The 17,583-nt window shown below is 60.5% G+C and carries 18 protein-coding genes; 6 read left to right on the top strand and 12 right to left on the bottom strand.

What is annotated here, in order from left to right:
• Positions 1-79: 79 nt before the first annotated feature.
• The gene (recA, locus tag EJ075_RS30345) at positions 80-1,177 is read right to left on the bottom strand and encodes a recombinase RecA (protein WP_008875470.1); all 1,098 of its coding nucleotides are present in this window, start codon (positions 1,175-1,177) and stop codon (positions 80-82) included.
• A gap of 202 nt (positions 1,178-1,379) precedes the next feature.
• Here recA and EJ075_RS30350 point away from each other — a divergent pair, with 202 nt between their 5' ends.
• Entirely contained in the window at positions 1,380-2,258 is an 879-nt protein-coding gene (locus EJ075_RS30350) for an IS1595 family transposase (protein ID WP_126106831.1), read from the top strand.
• A gap of 62 nt (positions 2,259-2,320) precedes the next feature.
• Here the strand turns inward: EJ075_RS30350 and EJ075_RS30355 are convergent, their stop codons facing one another.
• Positions 2,321-3,253 (bottom strand): hypothetical protein, encoded by a 933-nt coding sequence (locus tag EJ075_RS30355; protein WP_126106832.1) that lies wholly within the window; start codon positions 3,251-3,253, stop codon positions 2,321-2,323.
• Between the two features lies 1 nt (position 3,254).
• Here EJ075_RS30355 and EJ075_RS30360 point away from each other — a divergent pair, with 1 nt between their 5' ends.
• Complete coding sequence (locus EJ075_RS30360) at positions 3,255-4,178, top strand: hypothetical protein (RefSeq protein ID WP_126106833.1); 924 nt, start codon at positions 3,255-3,257, stop codon at positions 4,176-4,178.
• A gap of 240 nt (positions 4,179-4,418) precedes the next feature.
• Positions 4,419-5,357 (top strand): carbohydrate kinase family protein, encoded by a 939-nt coding sequence (locus EJ075_RS30365; RefSeq protein WP_095489598.1) that lies wholly within the window; start codon positions 4,419-4,421, stop codon positions 5,355-5,357.
• Positions 5,358-5,382: 25 nt separating this feature from the next.
• Here EJ075_RS30365 and EJ075_RS30370 read toward each other — a convergent pair whose 3' ends face one another.
• Positions 5,383-5,706 (bottom strand): TfoX/Sxy family protein, encoded by a 324-nt coding sequence (locus tag EJ075_RS30370; protein ID WP_126106834.1) that lies wholly within the window; start codon positions 5,704-5,706, stop codon positions 5,383-5,385.
• 90 nt (positions 5,707-5,796) lie between these two features.
• Between EJ075_RS30370 and EJ075_RS30375 the strand changes: the two genes are divergently transcribed.
• The gene (locus EJ075_RS30375) at positions 5,797-6,294 is read left to right on the top strand and encodes a GFA family protein (RefSeq protein ID WP_126106835.1); all 498 of its coding nucleotides are present in this window, start codon (positions 5,797-5,799) and stop codon (positions 6,292-6,294) included.
• Between the two features lie 9 nt (positions 6,295-6,303).
• Here the strand turns inward: EJ075_RS30375 and sufA are convergent, their stop codons facing one another.
• The 7 genes from sufA to EJ075_RS30410 form a co-directional block, all read right to left on the bottom strand.
• Positions 6,304-6,684: a Fe-S cluster assembly scaffold SufA gene (gene sufA, locus EJ075_RS30380; protein ID WP_006206001.1), complete on the bottom strand. Its 381-nt coding sequence runs from the start codon at positions 6,682-6,684 to the stop codon at positions 6,304-6,306.
• A gap of 93 nt (positions 6,685-6,777) precedes the next feature.
• Positions 6,778-7,170 (bottom strand): SUF system Fe-S cluster assembly protein, encoded by a 393-nt coding sequence (locus EJ075_RS30385; protein ID WP_095489690.1) that lies wholly within the window; start codon positions 7,168-7,170, stop codon positions 6,778-6,780.
• Positions 7,171-7,175: 5 nt separating this feature from the next.
• Positions 7,176-8,417, bottom strand: coding sequence for a cysteine desulfurase (locus EJ075_RS30390; protein WP_126106836.1), 1,242 nt, complete (start codon positions 8,415-8,417; stop codon positions 7,176-7,178).
• A 52-nt stretch (positions 8,418-8,469) separates the two neighbouring features.
• Positions 8,470-9,738 (bottom strand): Fe-S cluster assembly protein SufD, encoded by a 1,269-nt coding sequence (gene sufD / locus EJ075_RS30395; RefSeq protein ID WP_095489691.1) that lies wholly within the window; start codon positions 9,736-9,738, stop codon positions 8,470-8,472.
• Between the two features lie 43 nt (positions 9,739-9,781).
• Positions 9,782-10,537: a Fe-S cluster assembly ATPase SufC gene (gene sufC, locus EJ075_RS30400; protein ID WP_095489602.1), complete on the bottom strand. Its 756-nt coding sequence runs from the start codon at positions 10,535-10,537 to the stop codon at positions 9,782-9,784.
• Positions 10,538-10,566: 29 nt separating this feature from the next.
• Positions 10,567-12,084, bottom strand: coding sequence for a Fe-S cluster assembly protein SufB (gene sufB, locus EJ075_RS30405; RefSeq protein ID WP_126106837.1), 1,518 nt, complete (start codon positions 12,082-12,084; stop codon positions 10,567-10,569).
• Between the two features lie 188 nt (positions 12,085-12,272).
• Positions 12,273-13,436 (bottom strand): cysteine desulfurase family protein, encoded by a 1,164-nt coding sequence (locus tag EJ075_RS30410; protein WP_095489692.1) that lies wholly within the window; start codon positions 13,434-13,436, stop codon positions 12,273-12,275.
• Positions 13,437-13,678: 242 nt separating this feature from the next.
• Between EJ075_RS30410 and EJ075_RS30415 the strand changes: the two genes are divergently transcribed.
• A complete protein-coding gene (locus EJ075_RS30415; RefSeq protein WP_095489603.1) occupies positions 13,679-14,353 on the top strand; it encodes an alpha/beta hydrolase in 675 nt (224 codons plus the stop codon).
• Positions 14,354-14,358: 5 nt separating this feature from the next.
• Entirely contained in the window at positions 14,359-15,009 is a 651-nt protein-coding gene (locus tag EJ075_RS30420; protein WP_126106838.1) for an FMN-binding negative transcriptional regulator, read from the top strand.
• A 6-nt stretch (positions 15,010-15,015) separates the two neighbouring features.
• Here the strand turns inward: EJ075_RS30420 and EJ075_RS30425 are convergent, their stop codons facing one another.
• Both EJ075_RS30425 and EJ075_RS30430 read right to left on the bottom strand, forming a co-directional pair.
• Positions 15,016-15,750: a phosphatase PAP2 family protein gene (locus EJ075_RS30425; protein WP_245458049.1), complete on the bottom strand. Its 735-nt coding sequence runs from the start codon at positions 15,748-15,750 to the stop codon at positions 15,016-15,018.
• A 147-nt stretch (positions 15,751-15,897) separates the two neighbouring features.
• The gene (locus EJ075_RS30430; RefSeq protein ID WP_126107516.1) at positions 15,898-17,499 is read right to left on the bottom strand and encodes a glycosyltransferase family 39 protein; all 1,602 of its coding nucleotides are present in this window, start codon (positions 17,497-17,499) and stop codon (positions 15,898-15,900) included.
• Between the last annotated feature and the right edge of the window lie 84 nt (positions 17,500-17,583).

Below are 17,583 nucleotides of genomic sequence, written 5' to 3' on the forward strand. Positions count from 1 at the left end.
GCAACAATACAGAACTCGATTACATGAGCTGCAGGTGATGAGCGGGAATTATGGCCAAACTCCGGCCACCACCGAAGCCTCACATCGCGCCGGCTTCATCCTCGAAACCATCGTCGCCGCCTTCGGAACCACCATTCTCGAGAAATTTCTCCGCGATCAGCCCGGCATTCTGCCGCAGCGCCAATTCGATCTCGCGCGCCGTATCGGGATTGTCGCGCAGGAACAATTTGGCGTTCTCACGGCCCTGGCCGAGACGCTGCGAATTGTAGGAGAACCAGGCGCCCGACTTCTCGACCACGCCGGCTTTGACGCCAAGGTCGACCAGCTCGCCAGTCTTGGACACGCCCTCGCCATACATGATGTCGAATTCGACCACCTTGAAGGGCGGCGCCAGCTTGTTCTTGACGACCTTGACGCGGGTCTGGTTGCCGACGACCTCGTCGCGGTCTTTGACCGAGCCGATGCGGCGAATGTCGAGGCGGACCGAAGCATAGAATTTCAGCGCGTTGCCGCCGGTCGTGGTCTCGGGCGAACCGAACATGACGCCGATCTTCATGCGGATCTGGTTGATGAAGATGACCATGGTGTTGGAGCGCGAGATCGAGGCGGTCAGCTTGCGCAGCGCCTGGCTCATCAGGCGGGCCTGCAGGCCCGGCAGCGAATCGCCCATCTCGCCCTCAATTTCGGCGCGCGGCGTCAGCGCCGCGACCGAATCGACCACCAGCACGTCGATGGCGCCGGAACGCACCAGCGTGTCGCAGATCTCCAGCGCCTGCTCGCCGGTATCAGGCTGCGAGATCAGCAGGTTCTCGAGATCGACGCCGAGCTTGCGGGCATAGACCGGATCGAGCGCATGCTCAGCATCGACGAAGGCGCAGATGCCGCCCTTCTTCTGGGCCTCGGCCACCGTGTGCAGCGCTAGCGTCGTCTTGCCCGAGCTTTCCGGCCCGTAGATCTCGACGATGCGGCCGCGCGGCAGACCGCCGACGCCAAGCGCGATGTCGAGGCCAAGCGAGCCGGTCGGCACCGTTTCGATCTCGACGACCTGCTCGTTTGCGCCGAGCCGCATGATCGAGCCCTTGCCGAAGGCACGCTCGATTTGCGACAGCGCCGCATCCAGAGCCTTTGATTTATCCACTGCTTTGTCCTCTACAAGCCGCAAAGAATTCTGAGCCATGATACATCACCCCTTTGTCGTCAATGAAGGCCGGACAATCCGTAATCCTTATTAATTTGTACCTTTTTTGTTCTCATTTGGCAAGGGGATACAACCCATTGAAAAACAAAAAGTATCCGCATTTGTTCTTTTTTTGTTTCGCGCTTTCACGCCCGGATGTATCCCCTTGAAACATGTACGGGGATATGCTACATAATAAGACATGAGCAACAAACTCCCCACCCTCCGTCAATTCCAAGAGCGATTCGCTAGCGAGGACGCTTGCCTAGACCACCTCATGGTGACCCGGTACGGCTTGCGGCATTCCTGCGCCAAGTGTCACCGCGTGGCTAAGTTCCACCGTGTTAAGGCTCGCCGCTGCTACGAATGCGATTTCTGTGGCGCGCAAGTCTACCCGACCGCTGGCACACCGCTTGAAGCCACGCGCACGTCATTGCGCGACTGGTTTACCGTCATGTTCATGTTCTGCGCATCCCGCAACGGCGTGTCCGCGAAGGAAGTCCAGCGCACCATCGGCGTGACCTACAAGACCGCTTGGCGCATGTGCAACCTCATTCGCCAGTACATGGGCTATGTCGATGGCGACAACGTGCTTGGCGGCTTCGACGGCGGCATTGTGGAGGCAGACAAGGCTTTCTTCGGTGGTGTTGATAAGCGCGGCGAGGACGACAAGGCGATTGTGTTCGGTGCTATCGAGCGCGGTGGCGATGTCGTTACCCAAATCCTGCCGAGCCGTGGCGCCCGCCATGTCATGCCCGCGATTTTCAAGTGGGTTAAGCGTGGTTCGCGCGTTGCGACCGATACGGCTGGAGCGTTCCGCGAGATATCAGAGAACGGCTACATGCATGGAACGGTCAACCATAGCGAAGGCGAATACGTTTCCGGTGAAGTTCACACCAACAACATCGAAGCCTTCTGGTCGCACGTTAAGCGCTCTATGTGCGGGACTTACGTTTCGGTTTCGAAGAAGTGGTTGCAGACTTACCTTTGGGAGTTCGAGTTCCGCCAGAACCTTCGTCGGGAGCCGCACTTGATGATTGATCTTTTGTTGCAATCGTTCCCGCGCCCTGTTGGGAAGTGAACGGCGGCTTGGTAGCCATCGCCTTCAGGAGGCGGTCGAAGCGGGCATTTGGTGTGTCGGTATTAGGCATTGATCACGTCCATTATATAGAGCTTGTGCAAGACCGAATTTCTATAGATCGGCTTGGCCATTACCCTGATCATTGACATATTTGCAGCGGCTTCTGAGTAGGCATTGGGAACCGCATCAAATGTCGGGTCGCGCACCTCTGCGGTTACATATCGACCGCTGATATCTGGATGAAGTATTTTTAGCTGACGATTGTGATGGATTATTCCGTCGACCCGCAAATTCATTTCGATCATGTCGCCAACCTCGTCGTCTTCCTTTGAACGGATGGCATCCGCCATCGGTTCATCAATTCCGGTCTCCTGATCCTTTTTAGGACCGCTTATTGCCATTTTTGCGGCGCCACTGCCTATTGGCTGCACCGCTTGCCGAGCGGCAGGAACCAATCGGTCTACAAGTTCAAGGAACCCGGCGCGCCATTGTTCGTCATTTTGATTTCGTGCGGCAAGGTGATCCCGGTTCATCTGCAGAAGCGCATCATAGTGCACGGTTGCCTCCGATGGTCTGCCACCTAGTTTTGTAAGGACGTAGCTTGCGAACCGATACGCAGCATCGACGCCTCCGGTAACGAGAAAATCCTGCACCACTGGCAAGATCCAAGGAGTCTGCTGCAAGACGGCAACGATATCCACGGAACCGGAGATCGGCTCTCTCGCATTCACAACCAAATCGAAGCGCTCGCCCCTTTTGGGTTGCCGTCCATAAGACAAGTATATGAGGCCGGCATTGATGATACGGTCTGTGCCAACCAACGAATTCCCGAGCTGGTGCATTGGTAAAACGTGATGCTCCGCAACCAGCCCGTCGAACGAATATGAAAAGAATTTTCCAACGCACCCCCCACGGATTCCCCGCGCATATACAAGCACGTTTCTAGAATATCCGCGAATCGGCTTACTGTTTATAAGGGCAGCAAGAGGGGTCATTATGCGGTTTCTATTCGTTGCGCTGTTCATGGTGCTAGCCACCCACGTAAGTGCGCAGGAAGCCCAAGGGGTGGCCACTGAAGGCCCAGCCGTTGATAAGAAAACCCAAGGGAATGCAGAGGCTGGCAAGGGCGATGCCTGGAAGTCGGCGCTTCCGGTAACAATCATGGAAAGTCCAGATCAGGCCAATCACGCATCCGAACGCGAGACCAAATCCGACAAGCACGAGGCAGAGGATTTGGACGCTCAGGTACGTGCCGCTAATGCCGCTGAGCGTGGCGCTACAGCCACTGAACGGCAGGTAATACCGACATACGCTCAGGCCATCTTTGGGCTCATCGGTATGGGATTGCTGGTTTACACGCTCATTCTGAATAGTCATGCCACCAATGCAGCGGCGAAAGCTGCCGAGGCTGCTATTGCCGCCAATCAAATTGCTTCCCGCACCTCTCAGATAGAACTTAGAGCTTGGATTGGATTCAACACTTGGCACCTCAGCGGAGTAGGCAAAATAGATTCTATTGACGCCTTTGAGATCGTCTTTGAGTGGATAAACACCGGAAGCACTCCGGCCTATAACACGGTTGCCGTCACCGCACATGCAAGTGGGCCGGCTTTCAAGAACGGAGGACCCGACTTCGATAAAATTTCGAATAACTCGTCTATCATCTCTCCATCCCGATCGTTCTTTTCCAGCCCCATCTTCTTTAGGCCGGAGCAAATTGTTGAAATGAGAGACACACCTGCGATCTTGCGATCTATCGTTCGGTACGACAGTGTCTTCGAAGACATTAAAAACAGGATATCTGATGTAACACTCACAGTTCATTACATCGGAAGAGCCGGTGTCGATGAACTGAGAAGCGGCAATTTTGACCCCGGCAATTTTCGTGTCAGTCCGACCAGCCATGGCGCTATGACATAAGGCTAGGGCACCAAGAAGGCAGCCTAGAATCACTCGCAAGAGCGCCCGCATTAGCGCGTCCGGCCAAGGGCTTGAGTTTTCACGCTTACATGTTCGAACGGTATACATCCGTTCACGCCAAGATGTATCCCGCGTCTCCCGCAGGATCGTGCCGGCATCTTCCGAATCGCGCCTCCGGTTGCCGGGTTCCGCCGGACAACCTAGTCTTCACCTGGCAACAGCAATGGTCTTCTCGCCGGCATGATGAAGTCGCCGACAATCCTGGCCGTAGGCGGCGCCTATATAGATCGGCGCGGCCAGGTTTCGGGCGCCTTTGTGCCGGCAGCGTCGAATCCCGGCACGATGCGCGAGGCTGTCGGCGGCGCCGTCTTCAATGCGCTGCGCAGCGCCGTGCGCCGCGGCGTTTCCGGCTCGCTGCTTTCGGTGCGCGGCGGTGATGTTCTGGCCGATACGGTCTCGCGCGCCATCCATGCTGCCGGCATTGCCGATCTGTCCGCGGTGTTCCTCGATCGCGCGACGCCGAGCAACACGATGCTGGTCGACGGCGACGGTGCGCTGATCGTCGGCCTTGCCGACATGGCGCTCTACGATCTGGCGCTTGCCAAGCAGATCCGCCGCGCCAAGGTGCGCGAGGCGATCAGCACTGCCGATGCGATCCTGTGCGACGCAAACCTGCCGTCGGCAGCACTTGAGCGGCTGGTGGCGCTTGCCGCCGGCAAGCCGGTTTTCGCCCTTGCCGTCTCACCGGCCAAGGCGGCGCGACTCGCGCCAATGCTCGGCAGTCTGGCGCTGGTCTTCATGAACCGGCGCGAGGCCATCGCACTCGCCGATGTGGGTATCGGTGCTGCGGAGCAAGATATCATCGACGGCCTGAGGCGCGCGGACCTCAAAGGCGGCGTCGTGACGGCGGATGACGGTCCGGTGCTGGGCTTCGACGAGGTCGGCGCCTTCTCGATCCTGCCGCCAGCCCCAGGAAAGGTGTCGGACAGCGCCGGCGATGCGCTGGGGGGTGCAACGGTGGCTGCCCTGCTCAACGGCCTGACACTACGTGCGGCGCTACGCGAAGGCGTTGCCGTGGCGATGCTTGCCAGCGAGGGTATGGGGCGTGCGCCGGCTTTTACGGCGGCGAGTTTTGCTGAGGCGCTGACCCTTGTGCCCGAGGCGCAGGACTTGGCATGAGGTGATGACCAGCGGGGAGGCAAGCCTACTTGCCGGCCCGCAGCCCCGCCTCATAGGCCCGGCGTGCCCAGACCGCCATCTCATCCGGATCATCGAAGGCACTGTCAGGGATGCTCCAGTATGGCATGGACACGAGTTTGCCATGCCTCGAGCCGGTATAGGTCCATTGCCGACAGCCGGCCGCTTCGAATTCCGGCGCGCTTTCCGCGTCGGCCTTCAGCAAAAGTTCACCGCGAAGGACGACCGCGACGATGACCCGGTCGAAGTAGATGCCCTTGCCGCCGAACAGCTTGCGGATGCTGACCGGGCCCAAGCCTTCGAAAAGTTCGGCGATGCGTTCATTGTCCATGCCGCGATCATGTCATCGGGATTTCTCCTTGTCATCGCCGCAACCAGCACCATCCTGACAAGTTGAGACCAATTTCGTCGGAGTTTTTTCATGCCGCTTCTGCTCAAAGGGTCCTGCCGGTGCAACGCTGTCCGTTTCGAGGTGGAAAGCCACACGCCGGTGCCGTTCATGCTGTGCTACTGCTCGATCTGCCGCAAGCAGCAGGGCGGCGGTGGCTTTGCCATCAATCTCGGCGCCGATTTCGACACGTTGAAAATCAAGGGCAAACGCAATCTTGGCGTCTACCAGGCGGAGATCGAGGACGACGAGCATCCGCAATGCGAGGTTTCAACGGGCGAGCGGAATTTCTGCCGGAAATGCGGATCGGCACTGTGGCTCTACGATCCGACCTGGCCGGAACTGGTCCATCCCTTCGCGTCGGCGATCGACACAGACCTGCCGAAACCACCTGAAAAGGTGCATCTCATGCTGAAATACAAGGCGAACTGGGTCGAACCTGACGTCGGCAAGGGCGACAAGGTGTTCGACGTCTACCCGGAAGAGTCGATCGCCGACTGGCACAAACGAACAAAAATGTGGGTGGAGTGAGGAGCCCGATCAGGCCGAAGCGCGTGCCTCGGCCAGTGCCTTCAGATCGGCCGGCTTGAGCTCAACCGATTCGCCGCAACCGCAGGCCGAACTCTGGTTCGGGTTGCGGAAGGTGAAGCCGGTGCGCAGCGTCGTCTGCTCGAAATCCATCTCGGTGCCGAACAGGAAAAGCGCCGCTTCGGGCGCGACATAGACATGGGCGCCGTCGCGCTCGATATGATCGTCCTTGGTGTTCGGCTCGGTCACCAGGTCGACCGTATACTCCATGCCGGCGCAGCCGCCCTTCTTGATGCCGAGACGAATGCCATGCGCATTCTCACGGGTTGCGACGATCTCGCGCACCCGGTCAGCAGCCTTTTCGGTCATCGTGATGACGGCGAAGCGTCCCATCTTCTTCTTTCTCCATTGCGTGCAGGTTCAAGGCCTGCCGAATGATTCCTCACCTAAAATGGTGAAATTTTCTGCCCGGCGCAAGTATGCCCATTAATACCAGCCCACCGCGACCTGCGCCTCTTCCGACATGCGGTCGGGCGACCAGGGCGGATCGAAGGTCATGTTGACCTCGACGCCGGACACGCCTTCGACGGCGCCGACGGCATTCTCCACCCAGCCGGGCATTTCGCCGGCCACCGGACAGCCCGGCGCGGTCAGCGTCATGTCGATCTTGACCGAGCGGTCGTCCTCGATGTCGATCTTGTAGATCAGGCCAAGCTCGTAGATGTCGGCCGGGATTTCCGGATCGTAGACTGTCTTGAGCGCCGAGACGATGTCGTCGGTCAGCCGCGCCAGTTCGTCGGCGGGAATGGCCGAGGCGGAAACTAGACCGTTAGCGGTCGTTTCCGAAGTGGTCTCAGCGGTGCGGCCTGCATCATCCATGATCGTCACCCGAAGAACTTTCGCGCTTTTTCGAGCGCATCTGCCAAAGCGTCGACTTCGGCCCTGGTATTATACATGCCGAACGATGCTCTGCATGTGGAGGTTACGCCGAAACGTTTCAACAGCGGCTGGGCGCAATGCGTGCCTGCGCGGACAGCAACGCCTTGCCTATCGATTACCATCGACACGTCGTGGGCATGAATGCCCTGAAGCTCGAAGGAGATGATGGCGCCCTTATCGGGCGCATCGCCGAAGATGCGCAGCGAGTTGATGGCCCGCAGCCGCTGATGGGCATAATCCTTCAAATCGGCCTCGTGCGCGGCAATGCGCTCGCGGCCGATCTTTTCCATGTATTCCAGCGCAGCGCCCAGCCCGATCGCCTGCACGATCGGCGGCGTGCCGGCCTCGAAGCGGTGCGGCGGATCGTTGTAGGTGACGATGTCTTGCGTCACCTCCTCGATCATCTCGCCGCCGCCCATGAATGGGCGCATGCGTTCCAGCATGTCCTTCTTGCCATAGAGCACGCCGATGCCCGAGGGCCCGTAGACTTTGTGGCCGGTGAAGACGAAGAAATCGCAGTCGAGATCCTGGACGTCGATCGGCATATGCACGGCGCTCTGGCTGCCGTCGACCAGCACCGGAATGCCGCGCGCGTGCGCGATACGGACGATCTCCTTGATCGGCGTCACCGTGCCCAACGCATTCGACATGTGCGTGATGGCGACGAGCTTGGTGCGATCGGTCAGCCGCTTCTCGAACTCTTCGATATGGAAGACGCCGAGATCGTCGACCGGCACCCAGACAAGCTTGGCACCCTGCCGCTCGCGGATGAAATGCCACGGCACGATGTTGGAATGGTGCTCCATGATCGAAAGGACTATTTCGTCGCCCTCGCCGATATTGGGCATGCCATAGCCGTAGGCGACAGTGTTGATTGCCGCGGTCGTGTTGGAAGTGAAGACGATGTTGTCGGTGCTTGGCGCGTTGAGGAAACGGCGAACCGTCTCGCGCGCTTTCTCATAGGCATCGGTCGCGGCATTCGACAGGAAATGCAGCCCGCGATGGACGTTGGCGTATTCCTGGGAATAAGCGTGCTGGATGGTGTCGAGCACGATCTGCGGCTTCTGTGCCGAAGCGCCATTGTCGAGATAGACCAGCGGTTTGCCGTAGACTTCCCGCGACAGGATCGGGAAGTCGCGGCGGATCGCCTCGACGTCGTAGGGGATGTTTTCGACTTTCTGGTCCATCACAAGCTCTCTCGAGGCATCGCCTCATTCCGTCCAGCACCCCTCACCCACTTCACCCGTGCGTCGCGAACCAGCCGTCGAGCCTCGTTTCCAGCGCCTCGACAATCGCCTCGTCGTCCAGTTCCTCGATCACCTCGGCGACGAACGCCTTCACCAACAGGCCACGGGCCGACTTCTCGTCGATACCGCGCGCCATCAGGTAGAACAGATGGCTGTGGTCGATCTCGGTGACGGTCGCGCCATGGCCGCAGACGACGTCGTCGGCGAAGATCTCGAGCTCCGGCTTGGTCGAGAACTCGCCGTCGTCCGACAGAAGCAGCGTGTTGCAGGCCATCTTGGCGTTGGTCTTCTGCGCATATTGGTGGACGTTGATGCGCCCCTGGAAGACGCCGCGCGCTCTTCCCGTCACCACGTTGCGGATCACTTCCGTGGAAGCCGTGTGCGGCACGGCATGGTCGAGCACCATGGTCACGTCCGTATGGGTGTCGCCGGCAAGCAGGTTGATGCCGCGCAGCGTGAAATCGGCGCCTTCGCCTGTCGTCTTGACCACGATCTCCTGACGCACCAGCTTGCCGCCGGCATTCATCACGAACAGCGTCAGTTTGGAATTCTTGCCAAGATGCGCCTTGAACTGGGCAAGATGCGTGGCCGTATCCGGCTGCTCCTGCACGATCAGCCACGTCACGTCGGCGCCCTCGTCAAGCAGAAGCTGGCTGACCGAACTGACCAGTGCGGCGCCCTCGCCCGTCTGGCGCTCGACGATGACAGCCTTGGCGCCGGCACCGACGCGGACGGCCAGGCGCACATGCGTCTGGCCGCCGGCCTGCAGGTTCTGCAACTCGACTGGCTTGTCCAGTTCGGCGCCATCGGCGATGTCGACAAAATAGCCGTCGGCGACAAAGGCTGTGTTCAGTGCGCCGATGGCATCGTCGGTGCCGTAGGGATCGAGCCCAGGTGCGATGCTGCCGTCGGTTAATTTCTCCGACAGGCGCTGGACGATAACGCCGTCGATGACAGGCACTTTCGCGCTCGACACGCCGTTCAGCACCGGCAAAATGACGGAGCCCTCAACGATCGGCGCAATGGCTTTCGCGGCGGCTGCCGGATCGAAGTCCGGCACTGCATTCAGCAGACGGCGCAGGTCGGTGTAATGCCAGGATTCGATGCGCCGCGTCGGCAGTCCGCTCTTGATCGCCTCGATGGCGTCGTCGCGCTTCAGCATCACCGTGCCGTCGCCGGGCAGCAGCGACAGCCGGTCGCTGAAGGCGTCGATCAGCGCTGTTTCGGCCGGCGTTCGCTGGGGTGTCGTGTGTATATTCATCAGTTTCGCCTTGTTTGGCTTGCCTTCTGGGCCTTCTGGCATCTCACGCGGCTTGGCCGATCACGCCGGCATAGCCATTGGCTTCGAGGTCGAGCGCCAGCGACTTGTCGCCGGACTTGACCACCTGGCCTCTGTAGAGCACGTGCACACTATCCGGCACGATGTACTGAAGCAGGCGCTGGTAGTGGGTGATGATGACGATGGCGCGGTCTGGCGCGCGCAACGCATTGACGCCTTCCGAGACGATCTTCAGCGCATCGATGTCGAGGCCGGAATCAGTCTCGTCGAGCACGCACAGTTTTGGCTCCAGAAGCTTCATCTGCAGGATCTCGGCGCGCTTCTTCTCGCCGCCGGAAAAGCCGACATTGAGCGGCCGTTTCAGCATTGCCATGTCCATGTCGAGCAAGGCGGCCGCGTCCTTCACGCGCTTCAGGAATTCGGGGATCTTCAGCGGCTCCTCGCCGCGCGCCTTGCGCTGCTCGTTCATCGCCACTTTCAGGAATTCCATCGTCGCCACGCCCGGTATCTCCATCGGATACTGAAAGGCGAGGAAGATGCCTGCGGTGGCACGCTCGGCCGGGTCCATTTCGAGGATCGACTGGCCGTTGTAGAGGATTTCGCCTTCGGTCACTTCATAATCCTCGCGACCGGCGAGGATGTAGGACAGCGTCGATTTTCCTGAGCCGTTAGGGCCCATAATGGCGGCGACCTCACCGGCTTTCACCGTCAGGTTCAAGCCGCGGATGATCTCGGTGCCGTCATCGACGATGCGGGCATGCAGGTTTCTGATCTCAAGCATTTTTTCTTTTCCTGAAAATTTTTATCCGGTCAGCCGACCGAGCCCTCTAAGCTAATCCCGATCAGCTTCTGCGCCTCGACCGCGAACTCCATCGGCAGTTGCTGGATGACGTCCTTGACGAAGCCGTTGACGATCAGCGCGATCGCCTCTTCTTCCGGAATGCCGCGCTGCATGACGTAGAATTTCTGGTCCTCGGAAATTTTCGAGGTGGTCGCCTCATGCTCGAACTGCGCCGACGCGTTCTTGGCTTCCATGTAGGGCACGGTATGCGCACCGCACTGGTCGCCGATCAGCAGCGAGTCGCAATTGGTGAAGTTGCGGGCGTTGGTCGCCTTACGGTGCGCCGAGACCTGGCCGCGATAGGTGTTCTGCGAGAAGCCGGCGGCGATGCCCTTGGAGATGATGCGGCTCGACGTATTCTTGCCGAGATGGATCATCTTGGTGCCGCTATCGACCTGCTGGTAGCCGTTCGAAACGGCGATTGAATAGAACTCGCCGCTGGAATCGTCGCCGCGCAGGATGCAGCTCGGATATTTCCAGGTGATCGCCGAGCCGGTCTCGACCTGGGTCCACGAAATCTTCGAGCGATCGCCACGGCAGTCGCCACGCTTGGTGACGAAATTGTAGATGCCGCCCTTGCCCTCGGCATCGCCGGGGTACCAGTTCTGCACCGTCGAGTATTTGATCTCGGCATCGTCGAGCGCGATCAGTTCGACCACGGCGGCGTGAAGCTGGTTCTCGTCGCGCTGCGGCGCCGTGCAGCCTTCGAGATAGGAGACGTATGCCCCCTCCTCGGCGATGATCAGCGTGCGCTCGAACTGGCCGGTGTTCTTCTCGTTCATGCGGAAATAGGTCGACAGTTCCATCGGGCATCGCACGCCCTTGGGCACGAAGACGAACGAGCCGTCGGTGAATACCGCCGAATTCAGCGTCGCGTAGAAATTGTCGGAGGTCGGCACGACCGAACCGAGGTATTTCTGCACCAACTCCGGATGCTCGCGGATCGCTTCCGAGATCGAGCAGAAGATGACGCCGGCCTGTGCCAGCTCCTTCTTGAAGGTGGTGACGACGGAAACTGAATCGAACACAGCATCGACGGCGACGCGACCAGACTTGTAGACATTGTCGCTGGCTTCCTCGAATTCCGACACATCGGTTTTCTGCACGCCGGCGAGGATTTCCTGTTCCTTCAGCGGGATACCGAGCTTTTCATAGACCCTCAACAGTTCGGGATCGACGTCGCTCAGCGAGGTCGGTCCCGGCGTGCTCTTGGGCGCCGCATAGTAGTAGAGGTCCTGGAAATCGATCTTCGGATAATGGACGCGCGCCCACTTCGGCTCGTCCAGCGTCACCCAGCGCCGATAGGCTTCCAGACGCCATTCCAGCATCCAGGACGGCTCGTCCTTCTTCGCTGAAATGAAGCGGATAATATCTTCGCTCAGGCCCTTTGGGGCCTTGTCCATCGCGATTTCGGTCTGGAATCCGTATTTATACTGGTCGACGTCGATCTTTCGGACCCGATCGATCGTGTCCTGCACAGCAGGCATATGCGTTCTCCATCCACGCCGGGGTCAAGGCCCGGCAGTTTTCAAACTATGGCACCGCGAAACGAGTACCCCGAGGGCAACCCTAAGCGGCGTAAGTTCCATATAGTGCGTCCCTGCCGGAAATTCACCCGGCCACCATGAAACGCACGGCTCTACCAGGCCGGAAGGCCTGCATCATTCTGCCGCACTCAGGCGGCTTTTTCCCTGCCCCCGCGGCGCGAGGCAATATCTGCCAGCGCGGCACGGAACAGTTCGATGTCCTCGGCGCTCGTTGCGTGGCCGATGGACACGCGCAAAGCGCCAAGGCTGTCACTGTGCCCCATGGCCTTCAGCACATGGCTCGGGCCGACCTTGCCCGACGAACAGGCCGATCCGGCCGACAGCGCCACGCCGGCCAGGTCGAAGGCGATCTGCGCCGTCTCGGCCTTGATGCCCGCAATAGCGAAGAATGTCGTATTGGCAAGCCTCGGCGCGCCGGTTCCGAAGATTTCCGCATCCGGCACCAGCGTTTTTACGAAGGCCTCGATCTCGTCGCGATGGCGACCGACTGCGTCAATGCTCTTCAATCCGATCAGGGCCTCCCGCGCCGCCGCGCCAAAACCGACGATCGCGGCCGGGTTTTCGGTGCCGCCGCGATGACCCCTTTCCTGGCCGCCGCCCGTGATCAAGGGCCTCGGCATCATCAGGTCCGAAGCGGCGACGATGGCGCCAACGCCCTTGGGACCGCCGATCTTGTGCGAAGACAGAATCAAGTAATCGGCGTAACCCGCTGACATATCGAGCGGAATGCGACCGGCCGCCTGCACGGCGTCGACGACCAGGATGCCGCCCGCCGCCTTGACGATTTCGGCGATGCGGTCGACGGGCTGGATGACGCCGGTCTCGTTGTTGGCGGCATGGGTCGCCACCAGCGGCAGGCCGTCTACCTTGTCGTGCGCGGCGAGTGCCGCCGCCAACGCGTCCAGCTTGATTATGCCGTTGCCCTCGACGCCGATCCGCGTCACCTGGGCTGCTGGAAAACGCCCGCCATTCAGCACGCAAGGATGGTCGGCCTCGCAGACGTAGAGCCGGCCCATGCGGATAGTGCCGCGCCCCATCTGCCAATCCGGCGTCAGCAACGTCGAGGCGGCTTCCGTCGCACCGGAGGTGAACACGACATGCTCGGCCCTGGCGTTGACCAGTGCTGCCACATCGCGCCTCGCATTCTCGATCAGCCGCCGTGCGGCGCGCCCCTCGGCATGGACCGAAGACGGGTTGGCGGCGGCATCGAGGGCGGCAATCATTGCCGCACGCGCCGCGGCAAGCAGCGGCGCACTGGCATTATAGTCGAGATAGGCGCGTCTTCCGGTCATTTTCGTTTCGATTGGTCCCTTCAAGAGCCATTCCGCGAGGATAGCGCGTTATTTCCTTGAAATTGCAAGGCAAGCCGTCCTATTTACGCGACTTGCGGCGCGGGTGGCCGAGCCACGATTTTTTTGGCCACCCAGTTTTGAACAATTCTAAACTAGCTTCTAAGAAGACGCTCGCCCTGCGTCAAGGCCAGAGGAAGAGTTGTTCCGGGCGCCGCGCATTCTTATGCCATGTGGAGTATTTTATGCCTGAGGTCATTTTTACCGGTCCGGCCGGCCGCCTGGAGGGTCGCTACCAGCCTTCCAAGGAAAAGAGCGCGCCGATTGCCATCGTCCTGCATCCGCACCCCCAGTTCGGCGGCACGATGAACAACAAGATCGTCTACGACCTCTTCTACATGTTCCAGAAGCGGGATTTCACCACGCTTCGCTTCAATTTTCGCGGCATTGGCCGCAGCCAGGGCGAATTCGACCATGGCACCGGCGAATTGTCGGATGCGGCCGCGGCACTTGACTGGGTGCAGTCGCTGCACCCGGATTCCAAGAGCTGCTGGGTCGCCGGCTATTCGTTCGGCTCGTGGATCGGCATGCAGCTTCTGATGCGCCGGCCGGAGATCGAAGGCTTCATCTCGATCGCGCCGCAGCCCAACACCTATGATTTCTCGTTCCTGGCGCCCTGCCCGTCGTCTGGCCTCATCATCCATGGCGACGCCGACAAGGTGGCGCCGCCAAAGGACGTGCAAGGGCTGGTCGACAAGCTGCACACGCAAAAGGGCATCACCATCACCCAGAAGACCTTGCCCGGCGCCAACCATTTCTTCTCCAACGATGCGGACCTCCTGCTCCAGGAATGCGCGGACTATCTCGATCGCCGGTTGGCCGGTGAATTGTCCGACCCGCGGCCGAAACGGCTGAGATAGCAGCGATGTACCAGCCCCCTCATTTCCAGGAAACGCGGCAGGACGTGCTGCACGGGCTGATCCGGGCGCATCCGCTTGGCCTGCTGATCTCAAATGGAGCCGAGGGGCCGGTCGCCAACGCGATCCCGTTCCTGCTCGACGCCGATGTGCCGCCGAACGGCAGGTTGCGCGCGCATCTGGCGAGAGCCAATCCGCAATGGCGGCTGCTGGCCGACAGCCCGGCATCGCCGGCGCTGGTCGTCTTCCAGGGCACAGACGCCTATGTGACGCCGTCCTGGTATGAAACCAAGCGCGAGACCGGCAAGGTCGTGCCGACCTGGAACTACGCCATTGTCCAGGTGCGCGGCATCGTAACGGTGATCGAGGACCAGGACTGGCTGGCCCAGCAGATTTCCGATTTGACGGTGTCACAGGAAGGCGCTCGCGAAGCACCTTGGGCGGTGACCGACGCGCCAACCACCTTCATCCAGTCGCAGATCAAGGGCATTGTCGGGCTGGAAATCGAGATCACTGACATCCAAGGCAAGTGGAAGGTCAGCCAGAACCGGCCGATCGCCGACCGTAGCGGTGTTGCCGAAGGGCTCGAGAGCGAGAGCCCGAACTCGCCCGACATGGTCCGGCTGGTACGATCCTACGGCGGGCTGGATAGCAAGTAGTATCCGTCAGGGATTGGCTGCTGCCAGGACAGGCGTCGGTGTCGACCCGGCCGGCTTGCGCCACGCCGCGCTGAGCCTGAACGTCTTCTTGCGGATCGGCAGTCCCGCCGCGGTTTGGCGGAAGATGAAGCCGAGCCGAGCAAAGACCAGCGCCGTAACGACGGTGCAAGCCATGCCGAGGCCGAAGCCCGCTATCGTATCGCTCGGATAGTGTGCACCGACCGCAATCCGCGTCGCCGCTACCCAGACGGTGATGGGCAAAACAACGTATTTCCCCCATGCCGGGGAAAGAAGGATCACCACGGCCGCAAGCATGCCCATATTCGTTGCATGGCCGGACGGAAAACTGGCGAAATACGGGTCGAACTCAAATGGGCGGAACGAGAATAACCCCATGTCCAAGACTGGCCGGCTGCGACCGAAGACGTGCTTCAAGACCGTCACCGTCAGCCCCGACAAACCGGCCGCGCTCAGCACGAAGAAGGCGAAGCAGGTCCAGTTGTATGCAACCATGCGCCAACGCCTTGAAAGGGCTTGCCAGTCCAGCAGATTGACCGGCACGAACAGCACCAGCGGCGGGATAAGATACCAGCCGCCCAAGCCGAAACTGGTAAAGCCGTTGGCGACCGCGACAAGCCCGTTCGGCCAGCGGTCTCGCCAGCTGACGGCAATGCCATCCAGGAAAACCATGCTGGCAGCGGTCAGAAGCAGATAGGCGACCACCAAGGTCAGCCACGGCATCCTGGAATAATTGGCCGGCCGCCTCGCAAATCTGGAACGAGCGATCGCTATCGTTTTCTGGACATTGCCTACCGACCGAGCCGGCAGCTTTCGAAGCAACTCAAGATCCAGAGATCTGCGACCAATGCTCATGCCAAACCACTGAAGTCAGTTGATGATCCGGTATAGACCAAGCGACATTTTCTCCCCCGATGAATAGTTGACGCCGTCGATCCGGGCGACGCGGTTCGCCGACCTGCCCTGCCCTGCCAGCAGGCCGTCCAGCCGCTTTTCCTCGCCGACCGGTGCCAGCGCCAGCGCGCAGGCTCGATCGGCAAGCAGATGTTGCGCAGTACCATCGACATTGGTCAATATCGTTTTTGTGCCCACCAGAAATACCAGGCTCGGTTCGTGATACCCGGCCGAGGCAAGCACCGTCGTCTCGCAGGGTCGATTGGCGCGAACCGCAGCCTCGATCTCGCGGCTCATCCAAATAGGCTTCAACGACGGCGCAATGACACCGAACAGCAAAGCGTAGGTGATACCGGCGCAAATCGCGATTGCCCCGATACGAGCGAGCGGCACTTGCAGTTGGCGAGAGAAGCCGAGATAGCCGGCTCCGAGCGCAGCAAGGGCAGCCGGAATGCTCCACCATGAGAAGGTGCCGGTAAAATACAGCGGCGCGGCAATGCAGAGCACGGCAAGGCCTGTCGTGACCAGGGCGAGGCCAAAGGCAGTCGCCCACCACAACCAGGTCTGCCAGCGCTGGAGCGGCGCGTTCGCGTCCTGCGGCTTCAATGTCAAAAGCCAACCGACCATGAGCGCCATGCCGGGATAGGCCGGCAGGACATAGTGCGGCAGTTTTGTCGGGATCAGCTCGAACAGCAGCCAGAACGGAATGTACCAGGCGAGGCAGAAACGGAGCCGGGGATCATCGCGCAGGCGATTGAGGGCCTGGAGCCCGGCACCCACCGCGATCAGGCCGAAAGGCCACATGAACAGCGAATAGGTCAAGACATAGAAGCCGGGCGGCAGGCCATGCGATTGCTCGCCCTGCGCCACCTTGCCGAGCATATCCTTGCCGATGGCTTGCTGCAGGAAAGCACCGCCGCTTTTCCAGGTGATCAGGACGAGCCAGGGCAGCACGATCAGCAAAGCGAGAGCCAGACCGCGAGCCGCCTTCAGCTTCGACAGCCAGCGCCAGTCCCGCTCGAACGCGAACAGCACGGCGACCGTCAGCGCCGACAGCAGCGGCGCGATCGGCCCTTTGATCAGGATTGCCGCACCCTGGGCTACCCAGAATATCCATGGCAGGTGGCTGCCGACGACTTCGTTCCGCCGCGACGACGTATAGATCTGCGCCAGCGCGCCTTGCGCCGCCACGCAGCAGGCCAAAAGCATCGCGTCGGTCTTGGCGTCACGCCCCTCGAAAGCCGTCGCGAAGATCGCAGCCATGACAAGGCCGGCGGCCAGACCGGCGTTGGCGCCGAAAAGATTGGCCCCTGTCCAGGCCGTCGCCACAACGGCAATGGCGATACCCAGCGCCGAGACCAGTCGATACACCCAGATCGGCGCCTCGGCGCCCTCGCCGCTCAGCGCGACGGCTGCCGATTGCAACCAGTAGATGCCGATCGGCTTCTGGTAGCGTGAGCGTTCCTGGAAGCGAATGTCGACATAGTCGCCGGTCTCGGCCATCTGTTTGGTGGCCTGGACGAAGCGCGGCTCATCGCGGTCGAGCGGCGGCATGGCCGCCAGTCCCGAAATCGTCATCAGCAGGCTGAACAGGAAGAGAAAAAGATAGTTCCTGCTCGCCACGTCAGCCCCTTCGGTTTGCTTCTTACGGAGGCCCGTCGC

Source organism: Mesorhizobium sp. M6A.T.Cr.TU.016.01.1.1 (assembly GCF_003952585.1).
In the GTDB taxonomy this organism is placed as follows: Bacteria; Pseudomonadota; Alphaproteobacteria; order Rhizobiales; family Rhizobiaceae; genus Mesorhizobium; species Mesorhizobium mediterraneum.

Excerpts from the sequence above, each read along its gene's own strand:
- recA (WP_008875470.1), bottom strand. The coding sequence starts at position 1,177 with ATGGCTCAGAATTCTTTGCGGCTTGTAGAGGACAAAGCAGTGGATAAA.
- EJ075_RS30350 (WP_126106831.1), top strand. The coding sequence starts at position 1,380 with ATGAGCAACAAACTCCCCACCCTCCGTCAATTCCAAGAGCGATTCGCT.
- EJ075_RS30355 (WP_126106832.1), bottom strand. The coding sequence starts at position 3,253 with ATGACCCCTCTTGCTGCCCTTATAAACAGTAAGCCGATTCGCGGATAT.
- EJ075_RS30360 (WP_126106833.1), top strand. The coding sequence starts at position 3,255 with ATGCGGTTTCTATTCGTTGCGCTGTTCATGGTGCTAGCCACCCACGTA.
- EJ075_RS30365 (WP_095489598.1), top strand. The coding sequence starts at position 4,419 with ATGATGAAGTCGCCGACAATCCTGGCCGTAGGCGGCGCCTATATAGAT.
- EJ075_RS30370 (WP_126106834.1), bottom strand. The coding sequence starts at position 5,706 with ATGGACAATGAACGCATCGCCGAACTTTTCGAAGGCTTGGGCCCGGTC.
- EJ075_RS30375 (WP_126106835.1), top strand. The coding sequence starts at position 5,797 with ATGCCGCTTCTGCTCAAAGGGTCCTGCCGGTGCAACGCTGTCCGTTTC.
- sufA (WP_006206001.1), bottom strand. The coding sequence starts at position 6,684 with ATGGGACGCTTCGCCGTCATCACGATGACCGAAAAGGCTGCTGACCGG.
- EJ075_RS30385 (WP_095489690.1), bottom strand. The coding sequence starts at position 7,170 with ATGGATGATGCAGGCCGCACCGCTGAGACCACTTCGGAAACGACCGCT.
- EJ075_RS30390 (WP_126106836.1), bottom strand. The coding sequence starts at position 8,417 with ATGGACCAGAAAGTCGAAAACATCCCCTACGACGTCGAGGCGATCCGC.
- sufD (WP_095489691.1), bottom strand. The coding sequence starts at position 9,738 with ATGAATATACACACGACACCCCAGCGAACGCCGGCCGAAACAGCGCTG.
- sufC (WP_095489602.1), bottom strand. The coding sequence starts at position 10,537 with ATGCTTGAGATCAGAAACCTGCATGCCCGCATCGTCGATGACGGCACC.
- sufB (WP_126106837.1), bottom strand. The coding sequence starts at position 12,084 with ATGCCTGCTGTGCAGGACACGATCGATCGGGTCCGAAAGATCGACGTC.
- EJ075_RS30410 (WP_095489692.1), bottom strand. The coding sequence starts at position 13,436 with ATGACCGGAAGACGCGCCTATCTCGACTATAATGCCAGTGCGCCGCTG.
- EJ075_RS30415 (WP_095489603.1), top strand. The coding sequence starts at position 13,679 with ATGCCTGAGGTCATTTTTACCGGTCCGGCCGGCCGCCTGGAGGGTCGC.
- EJ075_RS30420 (WP_126106838.1), top strand. The coding sequence starts at position 14,359 with ATGTACCAGCCCCCTCATTTCCAGGAAACGCGGCAGGACGTGCTGCAC.
- EJ075_RS30425 (WP_245458049.1), bottom strand. The coding sequence starts at position 15,750 with ATGCCGTGGCTGACCTTGGTGGTCGCCTATCTGCTTCTGACCGCTGCC.
- EJ075_RS30430 (WP_126107516.1), bottom strand. The coding sequence starts at position 17,499 with ATGACGATTTCGGGACTGGCGGCCATGCCGCCGCTCGACCGCGATGAG.